General features: G+C 33.2%; 14 protein-coding genes. 3 read left to right on the top strand and 11 right to left on the bottom strand.

Annotated elements, in window-relative coordinates; genetic code table 11:
- Window positions 1-101: 101 nt before the first annotated feature.
- Window positions 102-1,448, top strand: a complete 1,347-nt coding sequence (locus KKQ76_RS02470; RefSeq protein ID WP_213195676.1) for an ammonium transporter — start codon at window positions 102-104, stop codon at window positions 1,446-1,448.
- A 118-nt stretch (window positions 1,449-1,566) separates the two neighbouring features.
- On the opposite strand, the gene KKQ76_RS02475 is transcribed toward KKQ76_RS02470, so the two are convergent.
- The 4 genes from KKQ76_RS02475 to KKQ76_RS02490 all read right to left on the bottom strand — a co-directional run bounded on the left by KKQ76_RS02475 (window position 1,567) and on the right by KKQ76_RS02490 (window position 6,424).
- Window positions 1,567-1,977, bottom strand: coding sequence for a Crp/Fnr family transcriptional regulator (locus KKQ76_RS02475; protein WP_246501321.1), 411 nt, complete (start codon window positions 1,975-1,977; stop codon window positions 1,567-1,569).
- Window positions 1,974-2,141, bottom strand: a complete 168-nt coding sequence (locus KKQ76_RS02480; RefSeq protein ID WP_213195677.1) for a hypothetical protein — start codon at window positions 2,139-2,141, stop codon at window positions 1,974-1,976. The genes KKQ76_RS02475 and KKQ76_RS02480 overlap by 4 nt, the downstream gene beginning before the upstream one ends.
- Before the next feature lie 4 nt (window positions 2,142-2,145).
- Window positions 2,146-4,224, bottom strand: coding sequence for an alpha-ketoacid dehydrogenase subunit alpha/beta (locus KKQ76_RS02485; RefSeq protein ID WP_213195678.1), 2,079 nt, complete (start codon window positions 4,222-4,224; stop codon window positions 2,146-2,148).
- Window positions 4,225-4,324: 100 nt separating this feature from the next.
- Window positions 4,325-6,424, bottom strand: a complete 2,100-nt coding sequence (locus KKQ76_RS02490; RefSeq protein ID WP_213195679.1) for a S8 family peptidase — start codon at window positions 6,422-6,424, stop codon at window positions 4,325-4,327.
- 126 nt (window positions 6,425-6,550) lie between these two features.
- Here KKQ76_RS02490 and dnaE point away from each other — a divergent pair, with 126 nt between their 5' ends.
- Entirely contained in the window at window positions 6,551-11,155 is a 4,605-nt protein-coding gene (gene dnaE, locus KKQ76_RS02495; protein ID WP_213195680.1) for a DNA polymerase III subunit alpha, read from the top strand.
- 190 nt (window positions 11,156-11,345) lie between these two features.
- Window positions 11,346-11,993, top strand: coding sequence for a response regulator transcription factor (locus tag KKQ76_RS02500; RefSeq protein WP_213195681.1), 648 nt, complete (start codon window positions 11,346-11,348; stop codon window positions 11,991-11,993).
- Window positions 11,994-12,058: 65 nt separating this feature from the next.
- Here KKQ76_RS02500 and KKQ76_RS02505 read toward each other — a convergent pair whose 3' ends face one another.
- From KKQ76_RS02505 to KKQ76_RS02535, 7 genes are all read right to left on the bottom strand, one after another.
- Window positions 12,059-13,558 carry a carboxypeptidase regulatory-like domain-containing protein gene (locus KKQ76_RS02505; RefSeq protein ID WP_213195682.1) on the bottom strand — a complete coding sequence of 500 codons (1,500 nt, stop codon included), beginning with the start codon at window positions 13,556-13,558 and terminating at the stop codon, window positions 12,059-12,061.
- Between the two features lie 5 nt (window positions 13,559-13,563).
- On the bottom strand, window positions 13,564-14,919 hold the full coding sequence (locus tag KKQ76_RS02510; protein WP_213195683.1) for a CsgG/HfaB family protein: 1,356 nt from the start codon (window positions 14,917-14,919) through the stop codon (window positions 13,564-13,566).
- A 1-nt stretch (window position 14,920) separates the two neighbouring features.
- The gene (locus tag KKQ76_RS02515; RefSeq protein ID WP_213195684.1) at window positions 14,921-15,325 is read right to left on the bottom strand and encodes a curli production assembly/transport component CsgF; all 405 of its coding nucleotides are present in this window, start codon (window positions 15,323-15,325) and stop codon (window positions 14,921-14,923) included.
- A gap of 12 nt (window positions 15,326-15,337) precedes the next feature.
- A complete protein-coding gene (locus KKQ76_RS02520; RefSeq protein ID WP_213197451.1) occupies window positions 15,338-15,640 on the bottom strand; it encodes a CsgE family curli-type amyloid fiber assembly protein in 303 nt (100 codons plus the stop codon).
- A gap of 23 nt (window positions 15,641-15,663) precedes the next feature.
- Complete coding sequence (locus tag KKQ76_RS02525) at window positions 15,664-16,053, bottom strand: hypothetical protein (protein ID WP_143331763.1); 390 nt, start codon at window positions 16,051-16,053, stop codon at window positions 15,664-15,666.
- An 11-nt stretch (window positions 16,054-16,064) separates the two neighbouring features.
- A complete protein-coding gene (locus KKQ76_RS02530) occupies window positions 16,065-16,481 on the bottom strand; it encodes a hypothetical protein (protein ID WP_069796729.1) in 417 nt (138 codons plus the stop codon).
- A 112-nt stretch (window positions 16,482-16,593) separates the two neighbouring features.
- Window positions 16,594-17,544, bottom strand: a complete 951-nt coding sequence (locus tag KKQ76_RS02535; protein ID WP_213195685.1) for a hypothetical protein — start codon at window positions 17,542-17,544, stop codon at window positions 16,594-16,596.
- Between the last annotated feature and the right edge of the window lie 164 nt (window positions 17,545-17,708).

Raw genomic sequence — 17,708 nt, forward strand, 5'->3', positions numbered from 1 at the left:
TAATTTTAAAATATTTATATAAAAATAAAGGGGCTATGCTTCAAAAAAATAAATTTTTTTAAATAAAATGTTTACATTTGCAGGGGTTAAAAAAGAAAAATATGTTATTAAAAGTAGAAAAACGTTGGGTTATTGCTTTTATCATTACAGCGATAGTAGCAATGGTAAGTTTATTCTGGCCAACAAAGTTGCCAGATGCTAGTTCGGGAGTTTTTTTAGAAGAAAATAATTTAGTAGGAGCAGATATTGCTTGGTTATTGGCTTCATCAGGTTTAGTCCTTCTCATGACACCGGGTTTATCTTTCTTCTATGGCGGAATGGTGGGCAAAAAAAATGTAATTTCTACCATGTTGCAGAGTTTTATTGCACTGGGAGTCATTAGTTTGGTTTGGGTAGTAGTTGGTTTTTCGCTCTCTTTCGGAGATTCTCTAGGATTTTATATTGGCAAAGAACATTACGGAATCATAGGCAATCCTTTTAGTTTTACTTTTTTTAACCAAATAGGCGTTTTGCCACATGCTAAAATGGCTCCTACTGTTCCTTTTATCCTTTTTGCATTGTTCCAAATGAAATTTGCAGTGATTACTCCTGCCATTATCACGGGAAGTTTTGCAGAGAGAGTAAGATTTGTAAGTTACCTTTTATTTATCGTACTGTTTTCATTGTTCATTTATGCGCCTTTGGCTCACATGGTTTGGAGCGGAGACGGATTCTTGGTTAAATTCTTCGGGATTAAAGATTTCGCGGGTGGAACTGTAGTGCACATGAGTGCTGGTTTTGCAGCTTTAGCAGGCGCTTTGATGATTGGTAAAAGAAAAAATGACCACCACGAACCTTCTAATATTACGTATGTGATATTAGGAACAGGAATGTTGTGGTTTGGTTGGTTCGGGTTTAATTCGGGTTCAGCTTTAGCTGCTAATGCCACTGCAGCGATGGCTTTTGGAACTACAACGATAGCTTCTGCTTCTGCGATGATGACTTGGATATTTTTTGACAGAATTAATGGAAGAAAGATTTCAGCATTAGGAGCTTGTATTGGAGCGGTAGTAGGATTGGTGGCGATTACACCAGCTTGTGGTTATGTAAGCATTGCAGAAAGTATATTTATCGGTTTTATTTCGGCAATTGTTTCAAATATGGCGGTCAACTGGAAAAAACTGAAAAGCGTAGATGATACCTTAGATGTTTTTGCCTGTCACGGAATCGGAGGAATTATGGGGATGATACTCACCGCTATTTTTGCTCGAGGCGAAAATGCCAGTCTTCTGCATGGTGGAATAGGTGTTTTTGCACATCACATGACTGCGCTACTTTTGGTTTCTGTGTTTACCTTTTTTGGAGCCTTGGTGATTTATAAAATTACAGATTTTATTATTCCACTTCGAGTAGAAGAAACCTCCGAAGAATTAGGATTGGATATTTCTCAACACAATGAATCTATATAAACTAAGAAAGCCTTCTGCTACAACAGAAGGCTTTCTTGTAAAGGGTTATTTTTCAATCATTTGTGTTTCTCCTTTCTGCAAAAATATATCAATAATTTAGAAAATAAATTAGCATTTGTTAATTTTCTAATCTTTTTTTAATTCTGCTAAAAGAAACTGGGGTAATTCCCAAAAATGACGCTAAATATTTATCAGGAATTCTTTCGCATAAATCAGGACGAGTCTCCAATAAATGCTGGAATCTTTCTTCTGGAGTATATAAAATAAAACTTTCTAATCTTTCATACATTCTATTCAGTAATTTTTTGCTCGCCATAATTCTGAGTTTTAATAGGCCAACATTTCTTTTGCTTAATTCCTCGAATTTTTGAAAATTGATTTCAAAAATTTCTGTTTCTTCCATGGCGCACCAAGTCAGTTTAGAGGGTTTATGGTTAAAGAAACTTTCTGGGTCTGCTCCAAATTCTTTTTCCCAACGGAAAAATATGGTTTTTTCTTCTCCATCAGCATTGCTGTAGAAACCTCTCACCAGTCCTTTTTTGATATAAAAAAACTTGGAATAAAAGTGCCCTCTTCTATAAAGATTTCATTCTTCTTGAGTTTTTTTCTATTTACCAATCCGAAAATACTGATAAGTTCTGTTTTAGGAATGTCTTTAAAAAAATCGAGTAAAAAATTATCTGATATATCCATAATGTTAGTTTTGGAGAAGCTCATTTATTCTAAGGCTTAGTTTTTCTGCATTGGGTAGCATTTCTTTTTCTAAAATCAAATTGATAGGAACAGCTGGTAAATCTAGTGAGCCCATGATTTCTACTGCAGCATCGAGGTATTTAAAACAATTTTTTGAAATTCTTGCCCCGAAAGCTTCCATCATGGAGTTGTTGAGAGCTTCTTCCGTTAAAAGAATACATTTCCCATGGATTTTAACCCTTTCGAAAACCAATTCTTCATCTATTGGCTTGATGGTTCTCAAATCGATTATTTCTACTCTTCCTTCAAAATTTTTAGCAGATTCTTTTGCCCAATAAACGCCCATTCCATAGGTTACTACAACTAGAGTTCGCCCTTTTTGGATTTCTTCTTCATTGGCAAATTTTACAATATTGGCTTTCCCGAAAGGTAAAATATAATCTTCTGCTGGTTCTACGGTTTTAGCGTCTTCAGTTCCCGGAACTTTACTCCAATAAAGACCTTTGTGTTCCAAGAAAATCACAGGATTAGGGTCGTAAAAAGCAGCTTTAAACAAGCCTTTAAAATCTGCAGCGTTACTTGGATAAGCGATTTTAATACCTTTGATTTGGGCCAACATGGTTTCTACACTTCCGCTGTGATAAGGACCGCCACCTCCATAAGCTCCAATCGGAACTCTGATAATGTTGGAAACAGGATATTTTCCGTTGCTGAGGTAGCAAGATTTAGAAACTTCTGTCACCAATTGATTGATTCCCGGATAAATATAATCGGCAAACTGTACTTCTACAATAGGTTTAAGACCTACTGCGCTCATTCCTACAGTAGAACCAATGATGTATGCCTCTTGAATGGCGGTATTGAAAACTCTTTTATTCCCAAATTTTTGTTGAAGTGTTACGGCTTCTCTGAAAACGCCCCCAATTCTTCCGCCTACATCTTGACCATAAAGCAATGCTTCAGGATGTTTGTGCATCAATTCTTGTATGGCGTGAATTCCTGCATCTACCATTGGGATTTTTTCTCCATTTTCAGGAACTCTGGTTCCTTTTTCTTCGGTGATAGGAGTAGGAGCATACACATGTTCTTTTACGGTTTCAGGTTTTGGGTCTGGAGCGAGAATGGCTTTGTTAAAGTCTTCTTCTATTTGTTTTCTGGCTTCAATTTCTATTTGAGATAAGGTCTCTTCGTTAAAACCTTCTTCTAATAAATATTTTTTGAGAATAATTCCTGGGTCTTTTGCTCTATGCTTGGCTAAATCTGCTTCGTCTCGATAAAATTCTCTTCTTACTCCAGAAGTGTGGTGCCCAATCAATACCGTTTTAGCGCAAACTAAAAGAGGTTTTCTTTCTTCTCTTACAAAAAGTACCGCTTTTTGCATCTGAATGAAACTTTCTACAAAATCAGTTCCATCAATTCTCATTCTATTTAGCCCTACGAATCCAGCCGCATAATCATAAGCATCAGCAGTTCTGGCTTCTTCTTTAGTTACGCTGATTCCCCATTCATTATCTTGAACTAAAAAGATAATGGGAAGTTGATGAAGTGCTGCAAATTGAAAAGCTTCGGCTACTTCTCCTTCTGTAACAGAATTATCGCCTAAACTACAAATGACAACAGGATTTTTTTCAAAATTTTGAAGTTTAAAATCTTCTATATATCTTATTCCTTGGGCAATACCAGTGGTAGGAATTGCTTGCATTCCTGTAGCAGAACTCTGGTGAATGATTTTTGGAAGTCCTTCTAATTTAATGGATGGATGCGAATAATAAGAACGTCCTCCAGAAAATGGGTCTTCTGCTTTTGCTAATAATTGAAGCATTAATTGATAAGGAGTGAAGCCAATTCCCAATAATAAAGATTCGTCTCTGTAATAGGGAGATACCCAATCCTCTTTGGACAATTGATAAGCTGTAGCTAATTGTATGGCTTCATGACCTCTAGAAGTACTGTGTACGTACTTGCAAATATTTCTGTTTTCTTCGTAAATATCGGCCATTGATTTTGCCAGCATCATTTGAGTGTATGCCTTGAGCAAAATTTCTTTTGAAATAATTTCTTTTGTTGTAAAGTCAGATTCCATAGAAAACAAATATAAGCATTCTCTCTTTTGATTGAAAATAAAAAACGCTAACTCGTAAAGTTAGCGTTTTCAGTAATTTAGGAGTTTTTATGACTCAAAATTATTCTTTAATAAACTTGTGAGAGTTTACATTTTTATCAGTCTTCACATTGATAATGTAAGTTCCTTTTGGTAATTTGCTTACATCAATGGTTTGGAAACTTTTTGCTTCTGTTTTTAGAACAGATTTTCCTGATAAGTCAAAAATATCTATTGTTTTAGCACCTTTTGGAATGAGTACGTTTACAATATCTTTAGTTTTGGTAGGATAAACAGTTACTAATTTTTCTTTTGAATTTTCGGAGGTTTGTAAAGATGCAGAAGAATCAAAACCTGTAATGATGATAGCGTAATTTTGAGAAGAAATATTTTGGTTGTTGTCTACTAAATTTCCTTTTTGAGAAACTTCTACTCTATACATTCTACCAGCAATAGGAGTTGGAATAATAACTTGTTCTACATTATCAACAGTGTTATCGCCTTGGGTAGCAGGTGCCATAGGATTGCTAATATCTAATTTCCAAGGATAATAAATAGTATTGGTTACTGTATCTATAATTCTCAGGTCAAAGTCGTTAATAATCATAGAAGAATGATTATTTTGAAGTTCGTAATCTGTAGAGAATGGATTTGCAGCAGGGTCTATCCAAGAGATGGTTGCTTTTAAAGATTCTCCATCCTTTGCAATAACTGTTTTTGTAAATTTAGTTCCCGAGTTTAATACATTTCTTTCAAAAAACGCTTTATTGTCTTTTTTGTCAATAAGAACTTGTGCGGCTTTAGATGCATCTACAAATCCCCATCCATACCATACATCGGGACCTATATTTCCTGCTTCATTAGCAGTATGGGTTAATAAAGCTTTCATTTCATCTGCTTTAAAAATGAAGCTGTTATTGTTGTATAACATTCTATTCACCTCCGTTAAAGCTCCAGCAATTCCAGTAACTATTGGCGCAGAATATGATGTTCCGTTTCCACCTAATCCATAAGTGTTATAAGTAGTTGCGTTTGAGTAGCTTGCAAGTGCCATCGTGCTTCCTACTGCTGAAATATCTGGTTTTATCGCTCCATCTTTTCTAGGTCCTGCACTACTGTAGCTTGCTTTGGCTACATCATTTGAAGTGGTATATTGGTAATCAGCAGTGGTTAATTGGTTAGTTGCACCAACGACTATAATATTTTTTGCTAAAGATCCTTCACCTATGCAGTTGTACCCTTGGCTACAATTTGCGGCGGGAATTACATCTGCTGCGTCAAATGGAACATAAGTATTGGATAAATTATCATATTTAAATTTAGGAAGAGAAGTGTTTTGAATAGGATGGGTTCCATAATAATTCCCGGCAGATTTAATGACGATTTGATTGGGATTTGTATATACAATTTCATCAAAACTTTTATCTCTTAAACTATAAGCTCCAGAATAAGTATCTTCAGTATTTAATTCATAATTAGCTACCCAATAAAAGCCTTTTGTGGTGTAAATAGAAAATGGAGTGGACACATAGTTCCATCCCACATTTACACCATATGAATGGTTAGAGATGTTAGCATTTGAAGCAGCAAGTTTTTGATAATTATTTCCTTTTGTGGTATTGTTAAAGCTATAGCTGTCAATCATTACATTAGTCAGTACACCTTTCGCTCCAGAAGTTCCATATGGATTTGAAAAATCTCCTATCCCAATTGCTCCAATAATTCCAGCAACATCTGTTGCGTGGCTTGCATAGGCTACTTCACCATTTTCTTGATCAAAGATTCTGTTTCCTCCATTAGTTGGTCCTCCAAATTCGTTATGTTTTTCGAAAACTCTGCCTCTATCCATTACTAGAATCTTCTGACTGCTGCCAGTGATGAGAGTATTGTTTAAACCTGTGAGGGTTCCATTTTGTAGAGAAAGAATATTGGCGCTTTTATTGGCGCGCATATCTTCAGACTCCCAAAAAAGAGGAATGTTGCCTGCAAATCCAGCATGAGTGGAAATAATTTCTTTTAATTGACTCTTTGAAAATTTTTGAGAAGAATTTTTCAGAAAAGAGGAAAGCCTATTATTATTTTCTATTCTATCCTTAGCTAAAATAGAGTTTAATCTTGTGTTTTGTCCGTAATAATTGTTGATTAGTAAAAGACAATTTAAAATAAATATATTTTTTTTCATAATAATTCGTAGTTTTTGCAAAGATATAAATTGTTAAGACTCTAATTTTGTTAGTCAATAGAAATTATAAATAAATATATATTTTTTAATTTTTTTTCGATTAAATTTGAACAAATTTTCTAAAGAATGTACTTGATTTTTGATACGGAAACTACTGGTTTACCCCAAAACTTTAACGCACCCATCTCAGATTCAGATAATTGGCCAAGAATGGTGCAGATTGCGTGGCAATTGCATGATGATGAAGGTAAATTAATTGAAAATCAGGATTATATCATTAAGCCTGAAGGGTATGATATTCCTTTTAACGCGACCAGAATTCACGGTATTTCTACCAAAATGGCCAAAGAAGAAGGAAAGGATTTGGCATGGGTTTTAGAAGAATTTAAAAAAGCATTAGAGAAAACAAAAGTTGGTGTTGGTCACAATATTGATTTTGATTATAAAATTGTAGGCGCAGAGTTTTTTAGAAAAGAAATCGAAAATAATCTTCAAGAAATTCCCAAAGCTGATACGATGGAGTTGGGAACTGATTTCTGTGCTTTGCCAGGAGGAAGAGGAGGAAGATTTAAATCTCCAAAACTAGGCGAGCTTTTTGAAAAATTATACAGTTACCAGTTTGATGAAGCGCACAATGCAGCGGCAGACGTAAATGCAACCGCTCAGATTTTCTTCGAAATGGCGAGACAACGCATTATTCCTGCAGAGAAAATGCTCTGGACAGATGCTCAGTTTCAGCAATTTCAGAAAATTTGGAGTGAGCCGATTAAACCGTTTGATATTGTTATTAGAAGGCAAGTTGCAGATTCTAAGAAAAAGAAATCTACTGTAGATTTTGGCGATACCAAAGAAGTAGAAATTGGCGATTATTTCCATTTTCATAATCATACCATTTATTCTACACTTGCCGCTACTTCTCATTTTAATGAACTGATAAAAGTAGCTGCCGAAAACGATTTTAAGGCAGTCGGAATGGTAGATTTAGGAAATTTGATGGGTGCTTTCAAGTTTGTTTCCGAAGTTGAAAAATACAACGGTGACCTCAAAAAAAAGAAAGCAGAAGCTGAAGAAAAAGGCGAAGAATTTACAAAAACACCATTAATTCCTATTCTCGGTTGTGAGTTTTATATTTCAGAAAGACCAGAGCAAAAACAATTTACCAAAGATGATCCAGATAGAAGAACAAACATGGTTCTTTTGGCGAAAAATTTTCAAGGATATAAAAATCTAGCAAAACTATCGAGTTTAGGTTTTACCAACGGTTATTACGCTGGTGTACCAAGGATTTCTAAAAAGCAAATTGCAGAGTATAAAGAGAATTTGATTGCTGTTACAGCAGGGATTTATGGAGATGTTCCAAATGCGATTTTAAATTTCGGAGAACAAAAAGGAGAGGAAGTTTTTCTTTGGTGGAAAGAACAGTTTGGGGATGATTTCTATGTGCAAATTCAGAATCATGACATTGAAGAAGAAGAGCACTTAAACGAAGTTTTATTAGAATTAGCCGATAAACATGATGTGAAAATTTTAGCACAGAATGAAACTTTTTATACCAAAAAAGAAGATGCTAAAATTCAGGATATTATTACCTGTATCAAAGACGGAGAAAGAGTTTCTACGCCTATTGGTAAAGGATTTGGGAAGCGAAAAGGTTTAGCGAATGATCATTATTATGTGCAAAATCCTGAGGAATTGAAGCAAACTTTTCGTCAGTTTCCTGATGCTTTCGAAGCTTACACAGACTTTTTACAAAAATTTAAACCTTATACTTTAAAAAGAGATGTTTTGCTTCCAAAATTTGATATTCCAGAAGAGTTTCAAAGCGAAGAAGATTTAAAAGATGGTGGTAAACGTGGTGAAAATGCTTATTTAAGACATCTGACTTACGAAGGTGCTAGAAAAAAATATGATGAAATTACGCCAGAAATTGCTGAACGTTTAGATTTTGAACTCGAAGTTATTGCGAATACAGGTTATCCTGGTTACTTTTTGATTGTTCAGGATTTCTGTAACGAAGCCCGAAAAATGGGAGTTTCAGTTGGGCCTGGTCGTGGTTCTGCGGCAGGTTCTGCCGTTGCATATTGCATCGGAATTACGAATGTAGACCCTATTAAATATGATTTACTTTTTGAGCGTTTCTTGAATCCAGAACGTATTTCTATGCCCGATATTGATATCGATTTTGATGATGAAGGAAGAGATGCTATCATAAAATGGGTAATTGAAAAATACGGACAAATGAATGTAGCTCAGATTATTACGTACTCTGTTCTCGGCGGAAAATCCGCGATTAAAGATGCAGGAAGAGTTCTGGATGTTTCGATTCCTGATACGAATGCGATTGCGAAATTAATTCCTGAAACTCCGGGAATGAATATTGCAAAAGCATTGAACAAACCAGAAAAATTAAAACCAGAAGATAAACCTTTAGCCGAGGAAATGAAGGCGATTTTAGCGAATCCGAATGATTCTCGTCATCAAGTTTTGGCTTCGGCACAGAAAATGGAAGGTTGCATCAGAAATACTGGAATTCATGCTTGTGGAGTAATTATTACACCAGAAGATATTTCGAATTTAGTTCCGATTTCTATCGCGGCAAAAGATGCGGGAATTTTGGTGTCACAGTTTGATAACTCGGTAGCAGAAAGTGCTGGTTTATTGAAAATGGACTTTCTAGGTTTAAGAACGTTAACCATCATTAAAGATGCGATAAAACTCATTAAGCAACGTCACGGAATTGAAATTAATACTGATGAAATTCCATTAGATGATAAAAAAACCTACGAACTTTTCAAAGAAGGAAGAACGATTGGGATTTTCCAATATGAAAGTGCGGGAATGCAAAAATACATGCGCGAACTGAAACCTACGGTTTTTGCAGATTTAATTGCGATGAATGCTTTGTACAGACCTGGACCAATAAAATACATCCCGAATTTCATTAACAGAAAACACGGTCTGGAAGAAATTGTTTACGACTTACCAGAAACCGAAGAATATTTAAAAGAAACCTACGGAATTACGGTTTATCAGGAACAGGTAATGTTGCTTTCTCAGAAATTGGCGAATTTCACCAAAGGTGAAGCGGATACGCTAAGAAAAGCAATGGGTAAAAAACAGAAAGACGTTCTGGATAAAATGTACCCGAAATTTATTGAAGGTGGAAAAAAGAATAATCTTAACGAAGAAAAGCTCAATAAAATTTGGAAAGACTGGGAAGCGTTTGCAGAATATGCATTTAACAAATCTCACTCCACTTGTTATGCTTTAATTGCTTACCATACTGCTTATCTCAAAGCCAATTATCCTGCGGAATATATGGCGAGTGTGATGAGTAATAACATTAACAACACAAAGCAAATTACGCTTTTTATGGAAGATTGCAGAACGATTGGGGTAGATGTTTTAGGGCCAGATGTTAATGAATCTCAGTTCCAATTTGCGGTGAACGAAAAAGGGCAAATCAGATTTGGTTTGGGAGCGATTAAAGGAATGGGAGAAGCTCCTTCTGAAGCTATTTATTTGGAAAGACAAAACGGAAGATTCAAAGATATTTATGATTTTTTTGAAAGAATGCCTTCTTCGCAAGTCAATAAAAGAGTAGTGGAAAGTTTGGTGATTGCAGGAGCTTTTGACGAATTAGATTCTTATCACAGAGCGCAATATTTTGATGTGGACAATGCGGGAAGAACCAATATTGAAAAGCTTTTGCGTTACGGGCAATCGTTTCAAGACAATAAAAATTCGGTGGAAAACTCACTTTTTGCAGATTTTGCAGATGAGGTTCAGATAGAAAGGCCGAAACTTTTACCTTGTGCAGAATGGCAAAATATGCATAAACTCAATCGTGAGAAAGAAATCATTGGTTTCTATCTTTCGGCGCATCCTTTAGATGAATATAAGTTCCAGTATAAGTTTATCAATGGAGAATTTTCTAAAAATTTCGTTTTAGAAGACAATAAAAAAGATGAAATTGCTCCAAATGACTTGTCAGCTAAGATTTTAGATGAGGAAACAGACGATGATGAAAGCATTGATATAAGTTTAGAAGTTTCAGAAGATGAAGAATTGGTAGAAGAATCTTCTGCGAAAAAAGCTGAACCAAAAGGAAACTTCAATTTCTTGAATTTAGACGAAATTGATGCGTTTAAAGAGCAATTATTTCCTGCAGGAAGTCTTTTTGAAGCGCCAAAAGATTGGAAGGAAAGACAAAAAATGTTTGATAATGCTAGAGAATACACGGTTTCTGGCTTGATTACCGAAATGATTTTGCGAGATGGGAAAAATTCTGGCGAAAAGATTTGTTTCTTGACTTTAGAAGATTACACAGGAAGTTACAGTTTCAGATTAGGTGATAGAGATTATATGAAGTTGCGTGAAAAAATTGCCAAAGACCGATTTGTCATCGTAAAAATGAAGTTCACGCAAGGAAGCGAAGGAAGAGTTTTCACCAATGTTACAGATATTATGGATTTGAAAGATGCTTTCGAAAAGTATGCTAAATCGCTGTCACTAATTATTCCCGTAAATGAACTGAATAAAACGGATTTAGAATTTTTTAAAAACCAATTATTAGCAGAAAAAGGAGAACATAAGCTGAATGTTTTTCTCCAGAATCCTTTAGACAATACTTTTGTGGAAGCGAGGGCTTTAAATCAAACGATTAATATTAATAATCAATTGCTTGAAAAAATTCATGAATTTGGAAAATTTGAAATTTATTTAAACTAACATAAAACCGAGATTTTGTCTCGGTTTCTTAATTAGAAAAGTGATTTTTTGAACAAAAAAAATAAAGCAGTAATCTTAATGAAATGTTAAATTTGTATACGTATTTTGTATGATTTTAAGGTTTTGTGAGGGTTTTCGTTTTTTTAGTTGGTTATTTAAATATAAATTTGACCAAACATAAAAACACAAAATGATGACTCGTATTTTTCTTTTTGAAGAACAACAGCTTTTTAATGAAGCCTTGCAGTTTTTTATTAATTCACAGCCAAATTATAGTGTTGTTGGTTCTCATAGTAATGAAGGTTCTTTACTAGAATGTCTTTATGGAGTAAATGCTGACATTATTTTATTTGGCATTAGTATGATGAGTCCTAATTCTCACTTTATGATAGAACAAATTAAAAATGAATTTAAAAATCTTAAAATTATTGTTCTAAATGATGGTTTAGATATTAAAGAGATTAGAAGACTCTATAAAATTGGAGTGCATGGTTTTTTAGAAAAAAAATCTCATAACGGGGAACTTCTTAATTCTATAGATTCTGTGATGAGTGGTAAAATATATTTAGATGTAAAAATAAGAGAGCGTTTTTTTTCAGAATATTTTGATAATAGCCCATGTAAAAATTCGGTAAAAATGGTTCAAGGCTTACTAACAATTAGAGAAAAAGATGTTATGAGACTTATTTGTGAAGGTTATAATAGTAAAGAAATTGCAGAAGAGTTATTTATAAGTATAAATACTGTAGAAACTCATCGAAAAAAAATTATTCAGAAATTTAATGTGAAAAATTCAATTGGTATTGTAAGATTTGCAATGCAGAATAATATGATTTAGAAACACACTCACTCTATATATAAAAGCCTTTCTGTTACATTATAGAAAGGCTTTTTTTATTGAGTTTATTGCCAGTCTGGCATTTCTGCATTAGTAAACAATGTAGTTCTTTGTAAATTCTGAAGAGACAAGTCTAGTGATATTTTTTGTATATTTTTTGTTGAAATACCATCATTAGAAGTGTTGGTGAAGATTATTTCTGCATTATTAGGAGAGAATCTAGGATCTAAATCATTGGTTCCTAATGTTTTTTTGCTTAAATCAGACAAATCTGTAAGGGTAGCTGTAGTAAATTCATATAAGAAAATTCTAGTGTCTAGTTGTCTATAACTGGAATCTTGATAATTAGAAACATCTTGACAGAAAATGAATTTTTTTCCATCTACCGAAAAGTTTATTCCGCCTACTGCACCTATACTATTATTAACTATGGTTGTCAACACATTTCCTACCATATCTAAGATTCTAATATTAGAATTGTAGCCATTAATATTGTTAGTTTTAACTGCAATTTTAGCCTCGTCGTAACTCCAATCACATTCAGTAATGAATTCTCCTGCAGGCGCTGTGTAAATTAAAGTGGTTCCCGTTCCATCCTTATTTATTTTATACAATTTGTCAAAACTGCCATAGATTAATTGGGTTCCACCTTGGTTCCAAGAGTAGTCTAATTCTTTAGAATTAAATCCTCCTATAGGAATTTTAGTTACTTGAAATTCTGCAGAACCATCTGGTTTGCTTGTAAATATATGGATATCTCCTGCAACGGATTTGAGATAAGCGATTAAGTTAGCGCTATTGTTTTTTCTTGGCCTCCACGCATTTTCTTTTAAAGTAAAAAGATTGGTGTTTTCTAAGTTATTAGAAACTAAAGTGAGTTTTCCGTTGTTATTTTGTACATAATGAAGCCTATTTAAAGGAGAATTAGAGGTGGTGAATTTATTACTAACGCTATAAACTGGGGTGTTTACTCCATCATTTACAATAACTTGCCAAAAATACGTGGTTCCATATTTTAGATTTTTAACTTCGTAATTTTTTTCTTTAATATCATTGATTTCAATTACATCTGTATTGCTGCTATTCTTTAAAATAAGTGTGTATTTCAAAATATCTTTTGTGTCAGGATCTGAGCAGTTCCATGAAAAGTTAATACTTAAAGGTTGATCTACCGTATTATTCGCAGGAGTAATTAAATCAGGAATAGCAGGTGATGAATTGAGGGTTTTGTCATCTAATAATTCTATTGCCACAGAAGATATTTGCCCTTCAGTTTTTATAGAAATCCCCATTGCTTTTGTAACGTAACCATCAGCTTCTGCTTTTAATGAATAATCTCCAAGTGGAATATCTTTAATTTCAAAGGTTCCACTAGCATCCGTAGTCACTGCTTCTGTAGTGGGAGAAGTGGTGATTCTAACATTAGAAAGCGGAGTTCCTGATTCTTTTGCCGTTACTACACCTCTTAGTGTGGCTGTTTTAGTCTTAGAAATTAAATCTTCTCTACAAGAAAATAAACTAAATAATGCAACCAGAATTATGGTTAATTTTAAGAAATTTTTCATAATTATTATTTTTTTCTGAAGTGATAGGAGATTCCTAGTCCAAATCGTAAAGCTCTGTCGTTTAAGTCTCCATTTATTTTAGTATCCCAATCATCATCAAAACCTAAATCATATTGTGACTGTAATCTTATAGAGAAATCTTTTAAGAAATATTCAAAACCTCCACCTAATTGATACTTAAATTTCATTGGTTCTCTATTAACTATAAAACCTCCTCCTGCAAAAAGAAATGGTGAGAATTTATTGGCAGGAAGCATTAGATATTCTAAATTTAGGTCAGTAGCTTGATATCTGCGTCTTAGGATTTCTTTGTTTTCCAAGGTTATAAAAGCAGAAGAAAGATTTATGTTCCAAAATCTATTAAAATTATATCTTATGCCAAATCGTAGACCGGGAGTAGTAGTGGGCGATTCGTAATCTCCTTGAAGAGTATTTGCTTCTACCATTCCAATGATAGAGTAGTGTTTTCCTTTTACATCATAATATTTAGCTTTGTTTGCTAAAAAATCCACTTGTTTTTGTTCTTCTTTAATTGCGTTTATTGCAGCATCTGTTTCTTTTATGGAATTAGGGTCTGGCTCCCATATTTTGTCTTGAATTCCTTCGATGATGAGTGCTTGTACTGCTTTTTCAATAGCTTCTTTTACTGCAATTTGTACGGGTTCGTTTTGGGTGATTCCTACTTCTGATTCTAGAAGTTTCTCTGTGTCTACGTATTTAAAAATACTTCCGTTTAAAGTGGTAGAGAGTATAGTTTTATCTACATACACAGATTTTAAAACTTTTCCATTCATGGTAGAAACCGCTCTTAGGTAAACAGATATTCTATCTTGTCTGTATTGTGTAGAGGCGCCTATCCCAAAGTATCTAGCGCCTAATCCTCCAGTTAAAACATTGGTGTCATAAGAAATTACTCCGCCCTCTAACAAAACACCCGCAAAGAGTAATGGAGGCAACTGTTGGTTGCTATTGTTTTTATTATTTTGGCTATACTCTTGTTTTGTAGTTCTTATGATTTGTCTTTCGTTTAATAAATTGGCTACATTTTCTCTTTCTATAGGGATAAACCAATTACTGTCTTCTAGAACTTTTATAAGAATAGAAGTTATTCCCTGCGGAATTGCTGTACTAAAACTGCTGCCGTTTTCTGTAGGTTTGTATTGGCCAGTTTGGTCTCTGAATTTATAAACTCCTACTACAATTTTTTCTTTTGGAGGTGGTAATTTTTTAATTGGAAATTGCAGATTAGTTTTTTCTCCTAGCTTTGGATCAGATTTACCATCGGGTATTTTAAGTAAAGTGGCACAACTTGTAATAAAAGCTGTGGCAATTAAAAATAAAAATTGATGTGTCCATTTCATATTATTGAGGTATAAAGATTTGTGATTGTTCACCAGTGGTTGTATTTAGAATATTAATGTACAAACCACCAGAACCATTGGTAATCTCAATATAAAGTGAACCGAAATTGTAAACGCCAGGTTTTAAATCTCCTGTGCCAAATTGTTCTTGGAAAATTTTTTGAGATAATTGGCTTAATAATTGACGGTTAAGAGACTCTGTAAAATTATCTAAACTATTGATATTAAAATCACGTAAAGCGTTATCATTATTATCAAACTGATTTTGAGCATTAGCAGAACTTAGTAACATTTGATAGTTAAATGTTTCTCCTCCGAAATTAGGGTTTAAAGGTTTATAGACAAACTGTTGAGCATTATTTTCGGCAAATGCTAAAAGAAAACATAAGGCGATAATTTTTTTCATTTTGTTTAATTTTTAGTAGGAAAATTCTTTTTTGAAATTTTGATCATTGGCAAAAAGCTCATCAAGTATATTGATTGTAAAATTTACTTGATTCTCTAAAAACTCTTCAGATGGATTTACCAAAAATTGATTGATTAATCTATCTTCTACAAAAATTTGAATTTGGGTATTTCTTGCAAAAGTTGGCAGCTCTATAATGGAGATTGTCTTATTGTATTTTTTATTCATTTGATTAATTTTTATGTAGAAATTATCATAAAAATCTTTTCCCGCTCTTGTTTTAGTTTCGTCTATTGTAAGATTTTGTAAAAATATTTTCGGGTCGCTGCTATCGAGTTCTAAAGTTTTTTTTTTACATTAAACATTAGGCTGTCTTTGCTAATTAAAGCTTTGCTGTTTTCATCTTTTAGGTAAAGATAGCATTTCAGTTCATCACTGGGATCAATATTGATGGTTGTTTCAGATAGTTTTTTTGTGCTTTTAGGGGGGATAGAGAATTTTCCGCTTTGTTTGTTAGATGAAATATTCCCTTGTTTATTTTTTCTAATACCAATAAATAAATATTCTAACTCTTTATGGAGTTCAGAATTATTGATGGCTACATTTTCTATTTTGATGAAATTATTTATTTCTTCATGATTTATTTTTGCTTCTATATTTTCTTGAGCAGATATTTTTTGAAATAAAATCATATTAATGAATATGTAAAATAAAATTAACCTTTTCATAAGTTTAATTTTTAGAAGTTTCTTATGAAAATCATTTTATTATTTCCAAAGGTTTTAATGATCATACCATCAGAAATACTGTTTCTTCCTAGAATATCTAAGTAGTTCCCGTTACCTTGAGTGGTAACGTTTAGCTCGAAATTATTTTTTTGTGGGTAAAATTCTTGATAAATTAAAGTGTTATAGTCTCCAATTTGCGTAGAATTTAATTTGTTATCAGGGTATAAAGTTACATCTACAATGTTTTTATCACCAATTTGTAAGATTTTACTCACAATATTAGGTTCACTAATAGTGTTTTTACTGTCTAAATTTTCAGATTGTAATAATGAAAGTAGTTTAGCACTATCCATATTGTCAAAATTTAGATTTTGAGCGGGAACAGATAATGCAAATATTAGGATGAAAGCTAAAATTATAATTTTCATGGTTTGTGTTTTTGTTTAATGTAAATATAATAAAAAATATAATATAAATATCTATTTTAAATAAAATATGAGAGACTTTAGTCTCTCATATTCAATTATAAATGTGCTAAATTTAGTTTGATTGATTAATAAACATAGCATTAGAATTGCCAATTTGTGTTCCAAGATGATAGTGGAATCCACCTGTTTGATTTACTACAGAAAGATTATCATTACCAGTTTGGATATCTTTTGCATAATTTCCAAAACCAAGCTGAGTTTGGAATGCCATATTATCATCCCCAGTTTGTCTTACTCTAGCTTCATTATTGTCTCCATATTGTAGCTGTAAACTATAGTTTCCATCACCTACTTGTTTTGATCTAGCAAAATTAGCATTACCGTATTGCCCTTGTCCAGCGTAATTATTTGAACCATCTTGTACTACTCTGGCAACGTTATCATTGCCCATTTGTTGTTGTTGAGACATGTTGTTGGTTCCTGTTTGTTTGCTTCTAGCGTTATTGTCATCTCCGTATTGCCATTGTTCGGCAGAGTTAGATAATCCAACTTGTAATGTCACAGCTTTGTTTCTATTTCCCCATTGGTCTTGCATATTGTAATTTGCAGTTCCCCATTGGTTGGTAGAAGCAGAGTTTCTATTTCCTGTTTGGTATTGTTCACTAGAATTTGCCAAACCTACTTGGTCTACTTCTGCAGAATTTCTGTTACCTTGTTGAATGATTAAACTTTCATTAAACCAGCCATATTGGTCTACATTTACAGAATTTCTATTTCCAATTGAGTATGATTGATTGCTGTTCATGAGCCCCACTTGAGAAATAATAGCGTCGTTTTTATTTCCCCACTGAAGCGTATAATTAGAATTTAATGCTCCATTTTGACCAACAGCGGCTGTGTTTTCATCTCCGTATTGATCTAGTACATTGCCATTTAAAAGGCCCACTTGATTTACTGTAGCTAAATTAAGATTTCCTACTTGAGTGGTTACATCAGAATTTGCTTGTGCGAATAAAGTTGCAGAAGCAACAAGTGCAAAAGCACTTAAAATAATTTTTTTCATGATTAAATATTTTTGGTTAGCGATACAAATGTATACATGATAAAAATCATTTTTTTCATCAAAAATTGTTATTTTAATAATATCACTGTTTTCAGTGATATGTACTTTGACTTTAATTATAGTTAATTAGGATTCATACTTTTTTGTGATTGATTTTATCTAAA

This window comes from Cloacibacterium caeni (genome assembly GCF_907163105.1).
Classification (GTDB): Bacteria; Bacteroidota; Bacteroidia; order Flavobacteriales; family Weeksellaceae; genus Cloacibacterium; species Cloacibacterium caeni_A.

What these genes read in the sequence shown, in the direction of transcription:
- dnaE (WP_213195680.1), top strand. Translation starts at nt 6,551, where the DNA reads ATGTACTTGATTTTTGATACGGAAACTACTGGTTTACCCCAAAACTTT.
- KKQ76_RS02470 (WP_213195676.1), top strand. Translation starts at nt 102, where the DNA reads ATGTTATTAAAAGTAGAAAAACGTTGGGTTATTGCTTTTATCATTACA.
- KKQ76_RS02525 (WP_143331763.1), bottom strand. Translation starts at nt 16,053, where the DNA reads ATGAAAAGGTTAATTTTATTTTACATATTCATTAATATGATTTTATTT.
- KKQ76_RS02505 (WP_213195682.1), bottom strand. Translation starts at nt 13,558, where the DNA reads ATGAAAAATTTCTTAAAATTAACCATAATTCTGGTTGCATTATTTAGT.
- KKQ76_RS02490 (WP_213195679.1), bottom strand. Translation starts at nt 6,424, where the DNA reads ATGAAAAAAAATATATTTATTTTAAATTGTCTTTTACTAATCAACAAT.
- KKQ76_RS02515 (WP_213195684.1), bottom strand. Translation starts at nt 15,325, where the DNA reads ATGAAAAAAATTATCGCCTTATGTTTTCTTTTAGCATTTGCCGAAAAT.
- KKQ76_RS02485 (WP_213195678.1), bottom strand. Translation starts at nt 4,224, where the DNA reads ATGGAATCTGACTTTACAACAAAAGAAATTATTTCAAAAGAAATTTTG.
- KKQ76_RS02500 (WP_213195681.1), top strand. Translation starts at nt 11,346, where the DNA reads ATGATGACTCGTATTTTTCTTTTTGAAGAACAACAGCTTTTTAATGAA.
- KKQ76_RS02530 (WP_069796729.1), bottom strand. Translation starts at nt 16,481, where the DNA reads ATGAAAATTATAATTTTAGCTTTCATCCTAATATTTGCATTATCTGTT.
- KKQ76_RS02535 (WP_213195685.1), bottom strand. Translation starts at nt 17,544, where the DNA reads ATGAAAAAAATTATTTTAAGTGCTTTTGCACTTGTTGCTTCTGCAACT.
- KKQ76_RS02480 (WP_213195677.1), bottom strand. Translation starts at nt 2,141, where the DNA reads ATGGATATATCAGATAATTTTTTACTCGATTTTTTTAAAGACATTCCT.
- KKQ76_RS02510 (WP_213195683.1), bottom strand. Translation starts at nt 14,919, where the DNA reads ATGAAATGGACACATCAATTTTTATTTTTAATTGCCACAGCTTTTATT.